The organism is Alteromonas sp. BMJM2 (assembly GCF_027257845.1).
In the GTDB taxonomy this organism is placed as follows: domain Bacteria; phylum Pseudomonadota; class Gammaproteobacteria; order Enterobacterales; family Alteromonadaceae; genus Alteromonas.
This window is the reverse complement of the sequence record NZ_JAPVOT010000004.1, coordinates 23,092-36,031: the sequence shown is the minus strand read 5'-3', so window position 1 is coordinate 36,031 and position 12,940 is coordinate 23,092. Positions and strand designations below refer to the sequence as shown.

Below are 12,940 nucleotides of genomic sequence, written 5' to 3'. Positions count from 1 at the left end.
TGATCCTCTATTCTGTGAGCATTTCCACTTTTTCATTGCGAATAATAGCTCTGGGTTGCTGTCGTTCTACTTCGCCATTTTCGTTAAGTGACAGCGAGCCTGTAAGCCCATCGTGATTTAAATATTGTAGCGTGTTTAATATACCAAGCTGGGGGAGTAGCTCATATGCGTCATACCCAAAGGCGAATAAACGCTTTTGCATGGTACTTTGTGCTGCAAAGGCTTGGTCTACGGTTTGGGCTAAACCTTGCCATTTATGCTGCGGCATTAACCAGGGCATATCGATAAAGTGAATGTTTTTCAAATCTCGCCACTGGTTTTTGCCGCTGTCGTAATCCATAGAGCGAGATGAGGCATAAACGGGTATGGGCTGCCCATCAAGAGGGTTAAGGCTTGCTTCAATAATCGGGTTGAGTAATTCAGTGTCTTGTGGTGATGCAAAAGCGATAATCGCGTCTATGTCTCGTCTGCTACGAGGCATGTTGTACACTTCGTCATTAGTCATGTACTCAATTTGATTAATTCGTTCGTTGCTTTGCGCCACATCTAGCGCTGAAGTAATGCCTTCTCTCAGCGAGTTGCTATCATTAAATGTTACCGACGTAATGTTGGTGCGGCGTTTGCCTTCTGCCTTGTTCAGCGTTTCCCAATGGGCTTTAAATGTGTCGTCCATACGCATGTAAAGAGAGCTCTGCTCTGCAATAACAATAGGGGCCCTGAAACCTTTGTTAAATATAAGCTCTGCAAGCTGTTTGGCTTCATCTTCTGGTGCTAGACCAAAGAAGTTAGCTGCGATAGGTTGCGCTACAGACGTTTTCTCAGATAAACCTTGCTCTGCAGATAAGGGGGGCATCGCGCTTTTTTGTTCTGATAGCGAGCCGGCTGCAGCGTTCCCCGAAGCATCCTGCTGTGCAAGCAACTCAATGGTTCTATCAAGCTCGCCCATTGCCTGCTGGAAATTATCAAACCGATTTAGGGCTAATACGTTTACCCCAATAGGTAGGGCAGGCACTATGCGTTCAACGTTATCTTTAAGTAGCGGGCCAATAACAAATTTTGCTTCTCCGATGGCACTTACAATACCCTCGACATCTTTGTCTGTGGTATCGACAAAGCTAAGCTGAGGCAAGTCGCGCTCGCTCTGATTATCTTCAATGCTCTGATAATACGCAGCCATGATGCCGTTTTTAATGGTGTTTCCCGTTGCGCCAAGGCGCCCAGATAGTGGGAGCAACACGGCAATGCTGTCGATACTTGGGCGAGAAAGCTGGGTAGCGCTATCTACATTTTTAGGGAAAGCCTTGCCTAGACTGTGACCTGCGTACACACGTTTGAAATTACGTAGGTTAGCAGCAAGCTGTTCAGGGTTAGACCGATATTCTTGCGTTAATTTTCTTAAGCTAACAAAGGGAGAAAGAGCGGGATACTGCGAGCTTACGTCGTCAAGTGATGAGAGGGACATTGACGTTACCCATGCCCAAACTTGCTCTACTTTTTGTTCGTCAGAGAGGTCGGTTTTCAGCAGGCTGTTTGCTGCGGCAGCATAATTGCCTTCGCGGATAAATAACTGTGTCTGGAGGCGTGCTTTTTCGACAGCAAATTGGCTTTGGTCAGGCACTGCCTCAAGCATAGTCAGTAGGGTTTGAGGCGACGCGTCAGGGCTGTTCACATACACTTTTGCCATAAGCAGTGCGTAAGCAGGTTGGTTAGCAGTAGATACGCCGTCTTGCTTCACTTCATAAAGCACTTGTTGGGCTAACAGGGGCTTTTGATTTGCGATATACAGCTCAGCAGCTTCTAGAAGTAAAGTATCTCTTCGCTCTTTATTGCGAGTTTCAAGCCACGCCTTTTTTGCCTCAACAAGCTTGTGTTCAGGTGTAATCTCTTTTTGGATAACAGGTTGCTCGATAGGCGATTTTACATTTTTTGAGACACTAACCGCTTTTTTGGGCGTACTCGTGCAGCCAACTAACAATAACGGTGAAAGCAGTAATGAGGTTACCGCAAAACGCGTGATGTGTTTTCCAGTGGTTCCGGTATGGCGCACAGTTTCATTCCTTTTACTTCGATATGGGCTCAGTTTATCTCAACCAGTGTGAAAATCTACGCTTGACGGCATAAACTGGACTATTGGCATGTTACACTTACCGCATTATCACGTTTCTATTATTATTTATGACTAACTCTGCCAATTCTATGAATGACGTTGCTACGCTATACATTGTACCCACCCCCATCGGAAACTTAAACGATATAAGCGCTCGTGCTATCGAGGTACTTGGCAGTGTGAGTTGGATTGCGGCAGAAGACACCCGCCATAGCTCAAGATTACTTCAGCACTTGAGTATTACTACCAAAACATTATCGCTGCACGATCATAACGAAGATAAGCGTGCAGCCATGTTATGCGAGCGATTAAAAGGTGGCGAGGCGGTTGCATTGATCAGTGATGCAGGAACACCGCTTATAAGCGACCCTGGCTTTATCTTGGTACGTCGCTGCCGCGAGCAGGGCATTCCTGTTTGCGCATTGCCAGGCCCCTGCGCCGCCATTACTGCACTAAGCGCGTCAGGCTTACCTACAGATAAGTTTATCTTTGAAGGGTTTTTGCCAGTAAAAGCACAGGCCAGAGAGAGTGCGGTTTCTGCGCTACTCGATAGACCTTACACCAGTGTGTTCTACGAAGCGCCGCGCAGAATTTTAGACACAGTAATGCTTATTCAGCGCGTGCTCGGGGAAAGGCATATTGTGGTGGCGAAAGAGCTGACCAAAACATTCGAAACTTATGTAAGCGGCAGTGCCCAAGATGTTATTGATTACCTAACATCCGAAGCAGCTCACCAAAAAGGCGAATTTGTGGTGATGATTGGTCCAGCTCACATTAGTGAACAGGAAATTCCCTTTGAGGCAATGTCATTGCTGCACACCCTTTGTGAACATATTCCACTGAAAAAAGCGGCTGCAGTAGTTGCAGGCCACTATGGATTAAAGAAAAACGCACTTTATCAAGCGGGGTTGGACGCAAAAGAATAAACCAGAGGTGAAAAGGGCTAGCACTGATCTTAACTGTCTTTTAGTTGTTACCAATTAAGAGAATGTTAAACAGCAGCAAATGGAGGCGTAAATGAAAAAAACTCTGAAAATCACCATGGCAGAAGGCAAGTGGCTGGTAGATGTTTTCTCAAAGGCCAATGATTCGGGAGTGTTCGATTTAATTCACCCTAATACCAGCGCTGAAGTATCGTTTAATGAAGGCGAGATGTATGGTTTTCGTTATAGTGTAAGCGGAAAACAAGGTAACTCATTTACCATCGAGCTGGATGATATCGTGCTAGTGGAAGGGGAAATAGATGAAAGCGAAACCGCAAAAGGGAGCGGTGTTATATAAGCGCTATCGATAAAGTCCGGCCAAAATGTCGGTAGTTAACACCGACACGTTTGCTGGCCTTTGACTTACGACAATTAAACGATGAGGTATGCAATGCCGTTACCCCTTTCGCTTCTAGATTTGGCGCCTATTTCAGAAGGCCAGAGTATAAGTAATGCACTGAGTAATTCGCGAGAGCTAGCTCAACAAGCAGAGCGCAGTGGATATCAACGGGTTTGGTTGGCAGAGCATCACGGTATGTATGGCGTGGCAAGTTCTGCTACTGCAGTAGTACTAGGGAATATTGCTAATGCGACCAATCATATTCGAGTTGGAGCGGGTGGTGTGATGTTGCCCAACCATTCGCCTCTGGTCATTGCTGAGCAATTTGGCACATTAGAGACTTTGTATCCTGGGCGTATTGATTTAGGACTTGGGCGAGCTCCAGGTACCGATATGGCTACCGCTAAAGCATTACGTAGAAACCTTAGTAATTCAAGTGCTATAGACACCTATCCTGACGATATTAAAGAGCTTCAGCGTTATTTAAGTACTCCTGAACCCGCCCAAAACATTGTTGCGGTGCCAGGCGCTAATACGCATATTCCTTTGTGGCTATTGGGCTCTAGTTTATACAGTGCGCAGCTTGCCGCATCGTTTGGACTTCGCTATTCATTTGCCTCACATTTTGCACCAGACCAGCTTTTTGATGCTTTGCATCTTTATCGTTCTACGTTTACTCCGTCCGAAAAATTAGAAAAACCTTATGTTATGGCAGGGGTAATGGCGGTAGTAGCCGATACCGATGAGGAAGCGCAATACCTTTTCACTTCGGTTCAACAACAGTTTATGAATATGCGCCGAGGGCTTAATAAGCCTTTTGCTAAACCAACAGACGACTTATCTACAATGTGTACGCCTACTGACCATGCAATGCTGTCTCATGTATTGCAGTATGCGCTGGTCGGCTCAAAAAACACAGTGACTGAGCAGCTTGCACAGTTTGTAGGGAAAACTGAGGTTGATGAGCTGATTGTTTCAATGCCCATCCATAATTTAGACGCTAGGTTAAAGAGTGTGTCGCTGCTAGCTGAGATAATGCATTAGAAATGCTGGACTGACGTGTAATTAAAACGGTTTCGATTACATCGAAATTCGTAGATAAAGGCCAGCATGGTAGAACACAAAAAACACTAAGAAAAAGTCGGCCGATGTAGGCCGACTGTTCTTAGATTTATTGGCTTAAGACAAGCGCCCTTTAAAGTCTTCGTACGTGAAACTTCGAACTAATTCAAACTCACCGTTCGAGCGCAATATGCCAATGGACGGATGGTCAACACCATTAAAAAACGTGGTTTTTACCATGGTGTAGTGCATCATATCTTCAAACTGAACACGGCTTCCTGCTACGAGAGGTTCATCGAAGGAGTAGGTGTCTATAACATCTCCAGCGAGACACGAGTTGCCGCCAAGCTTATAATTGTGGGCTTTTTCATTTGGTAATGCCGCATTTAATACGGTAGGTCGATAGGGCATCTCTAACACATCTGGCATGTGCGCAGTTGCCGAGATATCCAATATGGCAATATCACCTTCGTTATTTACCACATCCACCACTTCCGATAGTAAAGGGCCTGTTTGCCACGCTACCGCAGAGCCCGGCTCTAGAATAATATCAAGGTGGGGGTAACGCTCTTTAAATGCCGACAATGTGTTGATTAAGTGCTCAACGTCATAGCCTTCACTTGTCATTAAATGACCGCCGCCTAAATTCAACCATTTCAATTGATGTAGCCATTTGCCAAATCGTTTTTCAATGGCCTGCAAAGTACGCTCTGTGGCAAAAGAATCACATTCGCATAAATTGTGGCAGTGAAAACCTTCAATTCCATCAAGGCTGATACCCTCTAACTCATCCGCTCTTATCCCTAATCGCGAACCGGGTGCAGCGGGGTCGTAAAGTGGTGTATCTGCTTCTTGATGCTCTGGATTAATTCTCAAACCAAGTGATACGTTTTTAAGCGCCTCACGGTGGGTATGCCATTGGCTGAGGCTGTTAAACGATAAATGATGTACCAGTGAAGCCAGTGCTTTTGCATCCTCGGCTTTATAAGCAGGGGAATAGGCATGAACCTCTTTGCCCATTTCGGCTGCTAACTTTGCCTCCCACACTGAGCTTGCGGTGGCACCCTGAAGATATTGTTTGACGATATCGAAGCAAGACCACATGGAAAAGCCTTTGAGAGCTAAAATAATTCGCACGCCTGATTCGTCTTGAACCCGCTTCATCAGAGTTAGGTTACGAATTAATTTTGCTTCCTCAAGAACATAACAGGGTGAGGGAATATCAGTGCGTTGGGTAAGGTCGGTCAAGGTGTTCACGCTCCGGTCAATAACGTAAAAAAGGGGCACTTAACATAGCGCCCCTCGTAAATATCAATAAGTATTTGTTTAAAGCAATCTACTTAGTAAATGGGCTGCTATCGCACTCTAGTACATGCCACGGCAGTCCGTGTTCATTAAGCATATCCATAAACGGGTCTGGATCAAACTGTTCCATATTCCACACACCGGCTTCTTTCCACGTGCCGTTTAGCATAAGTGCAGCACCAATCATCGCAGGAACGCCCGTGGTGTAAGATACCGCCTGAGCACCCACTTCCTCATTACACTTAGCGTGTTCGCAGTTATTGTAGATAAAGATGGTCTTTTCTTTGCCATCTTTTACACCTGTAATGTAAGTTCCAATACAGGTCATGCCTACATAACCTTCTGCAAGCGAGCCTGGGTTAGGTAATACAGCTTTTAGAAACTCTAAGGGCACAACTTGTTGGCCTTGAAATTCGATAGGCTCAATGCTCGTCATACCGATACCTTCAAGCACGCGAAGGTGGTTAAGGTAAGCTTCACCAAACGTCATCCAAAAACGGGCACGTTTAAGGGTTGGGAAGTGTTTAACCAACGACTCAAGCTCTTCGTGGAACATAAGGTACGAAGCGCGCTCGCCTATATTTTGATAATCAAGGTCTTCTCGAACGCTAAGCGGGTCGGTTTCTTTCCACTCACCATTCTCCCAAAATTTACCACGCTGAGTAATTTCGCGGATATTGATTTCTGGATTGAAGTTAGTCGCGAATGCTTGCCCGTGATCGCCGCCATTACAATCGACGATATCAAGGTAGTGAATTTCATCAAAGTAGTGTTTTGCTGCATACGCAGTAAAAACGTTGGTAACACCTGGATCAAACCCACTTCCAAGGAGTGCCATGATTCCGGCATTTTTAAACTTGTCTTGGTACGCCCACTGCCATGAGTACTCAAATTTTGCTACGTCTTTCGGTTCATAGTTTGCGGTATCAAGATAATGAGTGTTGGTTGCCAAACACGCATCCATGATAGGTAAATCTTGATATGGCAATGCCAAGTTAATCACTAGGTCTGGTTTAACTTCATTTATCAATGCTTCCACTTCTTTAGCATTATCAGCATCTAAAGCAAAAACGCCTTTCACGCGGTCTTCGCCAACTTCTTTCTGAAGCGCTTCGCATTTAGACACCGTGCGGCTTGCTAAGAATATTTCATCAAAATGTTGTGGCAAACGAGCACACTTTTTAACCGTTACTGAGGCAACGCCGCCAGCACCAATGATAAGAACGCGAGACATAGTTTTAATCCCTAAATTTTACGAGTAAATTTTTGCTGAATGCTAGCAGACACCGACAATTTGGCAAGCAAAGTCAGTGTCTGAAAGTATAAATAGTATAAATTTTCCTGCTAACGATAGAAAACGTTATGCACGTTTTAACTATCGCAGGGTTTACAAGCTTGTTTGTCAAGCTTCGGTCGTGCATAGATTTCAGTTAGGGCGCCGCAGTATTAATGGGCGGCGATACCACCACAGAACCGTCAACCTTATAATAAGGATAAAGAAGCAATCGTTCTTCCTGATCAGGCGACGATGTCACTACCGCTATGGCATCAACATTTTTACTGTTCTGTGTATTGATAGTAGCAGCATAGACTAAAACGCTGTAACTGTTGGTATCTGTGGTTGTGTCGATGATCCTCCACTGAAGTTGCTCGATAAGCTGTGATTCACGCTTACTCTCGGTGGTTTCATCTGCAAATATACAACCGTTTTTACCGTCTTGGTTTATAGCCGCAAAAGGGTAAAACACGTCGCTGTTTAGCAGCATTAGCCTACATATGGAAAGTGATTTGGAAACAAGTTCTTTTAAAGGGGTTGGCAATGTAACTGGTCGGTCGATCATGTTGTATCTCCTCAAAGTTAGCGTTGCTTGCGATGCTATAGTTAAGACTCTATAGGTCATCGCTATTATTTTACGATTGCTGTTTTTAGATACCCTGTACTTTTTTTCCTTTCATCATTGATTACGGTGTATTGGACTCATAGGTTTACTATCACTAAAGAGATGAGCACTGTGCAATGTGCTTAGCGAGCACCCTGAAGTCCGCCGGTGTGTAAGACAATAATCTTACTACCTGATTTAAATGTGCCCTTTTTAAGCATATCTTTCAATGCGAAAAATACTTTTCCGGAATAAACAGGCTCAATATTAAAGGGCATGGCGTCGTTAAAGTGCTCACAAAACGCCTTTAAGTAGGGCGGCGCCTTTGCATATCCACCGCAATGGTATTCATGGTTAATATGCCAGTTACTGTTTGTTTTTCTCTCTTCGTCATTGTTCGCAGGCGCTTTTGCTGCAAATTCTTTTGGCATAAGTTTTTTTGTCAAAATTTCTTTTGTCAAAAGGTCGGCGGGTAAGAATTGGTTAACTAAGGATTCCAAGTAATCTTGGCCTTTAAGCACGCCAATACCAATAGCATGCTGGTTTGGCCTTAACGCACTGACAATACCTGCCATTGTGGCACCACTGGCTGCGGGGGCAACAATAGTGTCAAACTCGGTATTGTGATTGGCAGCGAGCGCTTCAGCAATCTCATAAACTAGCTCTGCAACCCCTCCGATTGCCTGTTCTTGGCTTCCCCCTTCTGGGATGATAATGGCAGGGGAAAAGCGCTCTTTTAGTGAGTTGAGGTATTCGGCAGAGTCACGTTTTTTATAGGTTATTCGGTCAACATACTCAATATCGACGTTCCATGAAATTAGGTCGCTAATCATTGGTGTTGGTGTAGCAGAATAGTCACCACGAATTATGGCTGTAAGCGGAATGCCGAGGGTATGACATACATATCCGAGTGCATACAGATGATTTGAAAAGCCACCACCAAAACTGATGAGTCTGACAGAGCCTTTGGCGGTGAATGAAGAGCCTTCAGCGTAAAGAGAGCCCTCAGCGTTGAAGGAGCTTTCAGCGTAAAGAGAGCCCCCCTCAGCATTTTGAGGTAGTTCTTCCTCAAGTTCAGCGCCGTCTAGGTGTTGCTCTGCGTATTCGTAAATAAACTGCTTCAGTTTCCGCCACTTATTACCAGACACCACGGGATGTATTTTGTCGTCGCGCTTTACAAAAATAGTCACATCCTCGGCACCAGGCCAGTCAGGTGTGAACAATTCTAAAGGTGAAGGCTGGGTAAGTGTTTGCTCAAGCGCTGTTAGTTTATTCACAGGGATGGTGGCCACAATTGATCATTCATTATCTGCTCGCAGTATAACTAATACGACCACAAATCAAAAAGTATGGAAATGTTAAAGGCGTCAGTTCGTCAAATGGGGCGACTAAAATTAACGCTGGACAGTCATACAGGGAAAAATGATGAAACCTAAATTAATAATGAAAGCTAAATTGATGACGAAAGCTGAATCAATGACGAAAGCTAAATTAGCGTGTATCAAACACGCAACCTCAAATAAATCGCAGGTAGAGAAGATCTCGCTGTTGAGTTCTTTAGCAAATAAGTTTCGCGCTGTCGTGAAACGGGCTGCTTTTTTAAGTTTAACAATGATGAGTATTTCTTTGATGAGCGTATCTTTTGCATCAAATGCTGCTTTGCCTTCGCCAGTATCCGAAAGTGTCCCCAATGCAGAAGTTGTGGGCAAAGATATGTTTACTTATTACCTATTCGACGTTTACGAGGCTACCTTGTTCGCTCCCAAGGGAGAATATGAGAAAGGAAAGCCTATTGCCTTAACGCTAAAATACCAACGTTCGCTAGACGGTAAGAAAATAGCTGAACGTTCTATCGATGAGATGAAAAAGCAGGCAAAGCTTGATTCAGATAAAGCTAAGCGCTGGTTACAAAACATGGTAGATATTTTCCCGGATGTAAAAGAGGGAGATGTATTAACAGGCGTAGCCACTGAAGAGGGCAACGCCTTATTCTATTTCAACGGCGAAAATGCTGGGGAAGTTAAAGACCCAGAGTTTACGCAAAAGTTTTTTGATATTTGGTTAGGTGAGGATACCTCAGAGCCTAAGTTTAGAAGAGCGCTGCTAGGTATCAAGTAAATAGCGTAGCTTAAATACTATTTTGAATTTTAGCATTAGAGTAGAAAACAGGATAATTATGAAATCATTAAAACGCGCTGCGTATGCACTAGCAGGGTTGGGAATAAGCGCAGTAACACTCAGTGGTTGTTCGGTGTCGGTGGAAGGTAAAGACTATACCTCTGTACAACCAGCATTTAACATCGAGCAGTTTTTTGATGGTGATGTGAAAGCGTGGGGCATCGTTCAAAATCGCTCCGGAGAAGTTGTGCAGCGTTTTAAAGTGGATATTGATGGTTCTATTGACGGTAACACGTTAACACTCGATGAAAGCTTCGATTATGGTGTTGGTGAAGGCCCAATGTCCCGCACGTGGAAAATTGTTAAACAAAGCGACGGCACCTTCGTTGGAAACGCTGGCGACATAGACGGCCCTGCTGCAGGCACCTCTTACGGTAATGCTTTCAACTTCCATTACCAGATGGATTTACCCGTAGACGATACCAGTTATTCTGTGACCTTTGACGATTGGTTTTGGGCGTTTGACGAGACAACCATGATGAATCGCTCTTATATCCGCAAGTTCGGGATTGTTATGGCAGAAGTGACTATATTTATGCAAAAGCAAGAGTAATTGCAGCGTCATGCTCGTGGTACACATTGCATTGACTTATTGTAATAGCACTTGAAAAACATTCAAGCGAAGGGGAGTAGCGTCTAACTCTTTTTGAAAATTAACGCTACTCAACTGTCCCCTTTTCAGTGATATCTGGCTGTTCGCTGATTATTTGATCGCCAACGGCCTGCTCAGCTAACTTTTCCCTCTCAGCTTTAGAAACATAAACTGGCTTACTACTTTTATGAAGTTTAGCGTTCGCCTTTTTGTCTTTTTTCTGGAGTTTCTTGATGATTTTTTTGCGACGGTTCAAAACCAATTCCCTCGAACTGACAACTGAATTTGCACATTATATCGTGTTGATAAGCACTCGTGCCAGACGCATGTGGCCAGTCACGGTTAATTGAGGGCGAAAGCCGTATATGAGTAGTCTAACCGCCTAGCGCTTGAAGCTAAGCACCACGCCCAAGCCCGTTCCATTCATGAGCGGGTCGTGTACAAACCACACTCGGCCTTCGTGTAGCTTAACAATGGCAGAGACAAGAGACAGCCCCAAGCCGTTGCCTTTACTTGTTCTGCTGCCATCTGCTCGATAAAAACGACGTTCTAAGCTTTCCAGCTCATGCTCCCCTACGCCCATTCCTGCGTCGTTGATGGATATGACGTGGTGAGTTTTCGTCGACGTTAATTGCACTACCACACGGCTTCCATCGGGAGAGTACTTTAAGGCATTATCAAGCACGTTCGCTACAGCTTGAAACAGCAAATTGGGGTCTGCAATCATTGTGATTGGCTGCAAGGAGCTTGTAAGCGTTATATTCCTATCTTCCGCTAGCGGGTGGTAAAGGTCTACAACATCTTCAACGATTGCAAGAACATCGGTTTCGCAAAACCCTTCTTTTTTGTTGGTGGTTTCTAGCCCGCTTATTCTAAGCAAACTATTGAACATATTGAGCAGGTTATCTGCTTCGTGGGTTGTTTCATCACGCAGTTTTTCGTCGTCTATTTGCTCTAATGTATTGCGTAATCGTGCTAAAGGGGTACGAAGATCGTGTGCAATACTGTCAGTTACCGTCTTGATATTGTTCACTGAGCTTTCTATGGTATCTAACATTTGATTGAATACCGCTGACAAGCTGCTTAAATCATCCCAGTTACTATCTATTTCTAGACGTTCTTCTAAACTTCCCGTTTTTATTATTTTATCTGCGGTTTGGGACATTCGATTAATACGATTTACCACATAAACTGCAATGGCAAAGCTGAGTACGCTCAACATTGAAAGCAGCACCACTATAATCCAGCTAAACGCTCTGCCAAACCATTGGGCGCTATATAAGTCGTCAATTCCACGACCTACAATTAACGTGTGTTCGCCTAAGCTCACTTCCCGAACTAATGCTTGTCGAAGGGTTTTGCGTTCGCCGCTATCCGGCAGCGAAATAACAATTTCGGCCGTGTTAAAGTTTGCGTGCTCGTGACGCTCTAAGATAAGGGGAATACTGGCAAGGTTTCCGGTGACAAACTGTTCTTTTTGACTTAATACCACAAAAGAGCGAACCGACCTGCTAGATTCGTTGGACAAGGAAGCTGAGTTGTTCGCCATTGTGGAGCGAGAAAACTCTCCACTGTCGATGGCTTCTTTTACAGCATCAATACCTAAAGAACGGTGTATCTGAGAAAGGGCGGCAATTTTTGCGTTAATTGCCGCTGTAGATTCTGTTATGAAAAGATCACTGCTTGTTAACCGCCAGAAATAAACAATGAGAATAATTGCTACGCTGGCTAGTGTGGTAAGCAGCGCGCCAACACGAAAGCTAGAACTTCTCGTGAAGTCGCGAATTGCAATCATGTAGCGCTATCGGCGATACGGTACCCCGTACCCCTTACTGTTTCAATCAGTGGAACATTGAATGCTTTGTCCACCTTTTGACGCAAGCGGCTGATATGCACGTCGATCACGTTGGTCTGAGGGTCAAAGTGATAATTCCATACCTGCTCGAGCAACATACTTCGAGTCACTACTTTGCCTTTGTGACGAAGCAAGCACTCGAGTAATTGAAACTCTTTGGACTGTAAATCTATTTCTTGATCGCCGCACAATACTTTGCGGTTAACGAGGTCGAGGGTTAAATCGCCAACTTTGATGAGCGTTTTGTCATCGCCTTCTTTGCCGCGACCTGCTAGTCCCTCAATACGGGCAAGCAACTCCTCGAAAGCAAAGGGTTTGGTCAAATAGTCGTTTGCGCCAGTGCGAAGGCCGCGTACTTTATCCTCCACCTGACTTTTTGCGCTAAGTAACAAAACTGGGGTGTTATTGTCAGCTTCTCTCAGTTTTTCTAACACTGTGAAGCCGTCGTATTCCGGAAGCATTACGTCGAGTATCACAACATCGAGTTCATTTGATGTTGCTTCCCTATAGCCTGATGCTCCGTCACCCGCAGTAATACATTCATGGCCTTCGCCCAACAGTCCATTTACGATGTGCGAGGCTACCTTTGGATCATCTTCTACAAGTAACACTTTCATGATTACACTTCTACTTTTAGG

13 protein-coding genes are annotated in these 12,940 nt (G+C 44.6%); 5 read left to right on the top strand and 8 right to left on the bottom strand.

From position 1 onward, the window contains the following. Window positions 1-7: 7 nt before the first annotated feature. Window positions 8-2,047 carry a penicillin-binding protein activator gene (locus O9X84_RS06255; protein WP_269518792.1) on the bottom strand — a complete coding sequence of 680 codons (2,040 nt, stop codon included), beginning with the start codon at window positions 2,045-2,047 and terminating at the stop codon, window positions 8-10. A 149-nt stretch (window positions 2,048-2,196) separates the two neighbouring features. On the opposite strand from O9X84_RS06255, the gene rsmI reads away from it, so the two are divergent. The 3 genes from rsmI to O9X84_RS06240 all read left to right on the top strand — a co-directional run bounded on the left by rsmI (window position 2,197) and on the right by O9X84_RS06240 (window position 4,474). Continuing rightward, window positions 2,197-3,033 carry a 16S rRNA (cytidine(1402)-2'-O)-methyltransferase gene (gene rsmI / locus O9X84_RS06250; protein WP_269518791.1) on the top strand — a complete coding sequence of 279 codons (837 nt, stop codon included), beginning with the start codon at window positions 2,197-2,199 and terminating at the stop codon, window positions 3,031-3,033. Between the two features lie 91 nt (window positions 3,034-3,124). Then, entirely contained in the window at window positions 3,125-3,388 is a 264-nt protein-coding gene (locus tag O9X84_RS06245; protein ID WP_269518790.1) for a hypothetical protein, read from the top strand. A 93-nt stretch (window positions 3,389-3,481) separates the two neighbouring features. Next, window positions 3,482-4,474, top strand: a complete 993-nt coding sequence (locus tag O9X84_RS06240) for an LLM class flavin-dependent oxidoreductase (protein ID WP_269518789.1) — start codon at window positions 3,482-3,484, stop codon at window positions 4,472-4,474. Window positions 4,475-4,609: 135 nt separating this feature from the next. Here the strand turns inward: O9X84_RS06240 and nspC are convergent, their stop codons facing one another. The 4 genes from nspC to O9X84_RS06220 form a co-directional block, all read right to left on the bottom strand. Then, window positions 4,610-5,761: a carboxynorspermidine decarboxylase gene (gene nspC, locus O9X84_RS06235; RefSeq protein ID WP_269518980.1), complete on the bottom strand. Its 1,152-nt coding sequence runs from the start codon at window positions 5,759-5,761 to the stop codon at window positions 4,610-4,612. Between the two features lie 67 nt (window positions 5,762-5,828). Then, entirely contained in the window at window positions 5,829-7,031 is a 1,203-nt protein-coding gene (locus O9X84_RS06230; RefSeq protein WP_269518788.1) for a saccharopine dehydrogenase family protein, read from the bottom strand. 196 nt (window positions 7,032-7,227) lie between these two features. Beyond that, window positions 7,228-7,638, bottom strand: coding sequence for a hypothetical protein (locus O9X84_RS06225; protein WP_269518787.1), 411 nt, complete (start codon window positions 7,636-7,638; stop codon window positions 7,228-7,230). 182 nt (window positions 7,639-7,820) lie between these two features. Further along, complete coding sequence (locus tag O9X84_RS06220) at window positions 7,821-8,969, bottom strand: 1-aminocyclopropane-1-carboxylate deaminase/D-cysteine desulfhydrase (RefSeq protein WP_269518786.1); 1,149 nt, start codon at window positions 8,967-8,969, stop codon at window positions 7,821-7,823. Window positions 8,970-9,102: 133 nt separating this feature from the next. Between O9X84_RS06220 and O9X84_RS06215 the strand changes: the two genes are divergently transcribed. Next, window positions 9,103-9,795 (top strand): chalcone isomerase family protein, encoded by a 693-nt coding sequence (locus O9X84_RS06215; protein WP_269518784.1) that lies wholly within the window; start codon window positions 9,103-9,105, stop codon window positions 9,793-9,795. 58 nt (window positions 9,796-9,853) lie between these two features. Continuing rightward, on the top strand, window positions 9,854-10,408 hold the full coding sequence (locus O9X84_RS06210; RefSeq protein WP_032097406.1) for a DUF3833 domain-containing protein: 555 nt from the start codon (window positions 9,854-9,856) through the stop codon (window positions 10,406-10,408). Between the two features lie 106 nt (window positions 10,409-10,514). Here the strand turns inward: O9X84_RS06210 and O9X84_RS06205 are convergent, their stop codons facing one another. The 3 genes from O9X84_RS06205 to O9X84_RS06195 form a co-directional block, all read right to left on the bottom strand. Next, window positions 10,515-10,703, bottom strand: coding sequence for a DUF2986 domain-containing protein (locus tag O9X84_RS06205; protein WP_269518783.1), 189 nt, complete (start codon window positions 10,701-10,703; stop codon window positions 10,515-10,517). A gap of 126 nt (window positions 10,704-10,829) precedes the next feature. After that, window positions 10,830-12,242 (bottom strand): sensor histidine kinase, encoded by a 1,413-nt coding sequence (locus O9X84_RS06200; protein WP_269518782.1) that lies wholly within the window; start codon window positions 12,240-12,242, stop codon window positions 10,830-10,832. Next, window positions 12,239-12,919 carry a response regulator transcription factor gene (locus O9X84_RS06195; RefSeq protein ID WP_269518781.1) on the bottom strand — a complete coding sequence of 227 codons (681 nt, stop codon included), beginning with the start codon at window positions 12,917-12,919 and terminating at the stop codon, window positions 12,239-12,241. The genes O9X84_RS06200 and O9X84_RS06195 overlap by 4 nt, the downstream gene beginning before the upstream one ends. Window positions 12,920-12,940: the final 21 nt, after the last annotated feature.

Coding starts and splice junctions, on each gene's coding strand:
- rsmI (WP_269518791.1), top strand. CDS start 2,197: ATGAATGACGTTGCTACGCTATACATTGTACCCACCCCCATCGGAAAC.
- O9X84_RS06245 (WP_269518790.1), top strand. CDS start 3,125: ATGAAAAAAACTCTGAAAATCACCATGGCAGAAGGCAAGTGGCTGGTA.
- O9X84_RS06240 (WP_269518789.1), top strand. CDS start 3,482: ATGCCGTTACCCCTTTCGCTTCTAGATTTGGCGCCTATTTCAGAAGGC.
- O9X84_RS06230 (WP_269518788.1), bottom strand. CDS start 7,031: ATGTCTCGCGTTCTTATCATTGGTGCTGGCGGCGTTGCCTCAGTAACG.
- O9X84_RS06225 (WP_269518787.1), bottom strand. CDS start 7,638: ATGATCGACCGACCAGTTACATTGCCAACCCCTTTAAAAGAACTTGTT.
- O9X84_RS06215 (WP_269518784.1), top strand. CDS start 9,103: ATGAAACCTAAATTAATAATGAAAGCTAAATTGATGACGAAAGCTGAA.
- O9X84_RS06210 (WP_032097406.1), top strand. CDS start 9,854: ATGAAATCATTAAAACGCGCTGCGTATGCACTAGCAGGGTTGGGAATA.
- O9X84_RS06200 (WP_269518782.1), bottom strand. CDS start 12,242: ATGATTGCAATTCGCGACTTCACGAGAAGTTCTAGCTTTCGTGTTGGC.
- O9X84_RS06195 (WP_269518781.1), bottom strand. CDS start 12,919: ATGAAAGTGTTACTTGTAGAAGATGATCCAAAGGTAGCCTCGCACATC.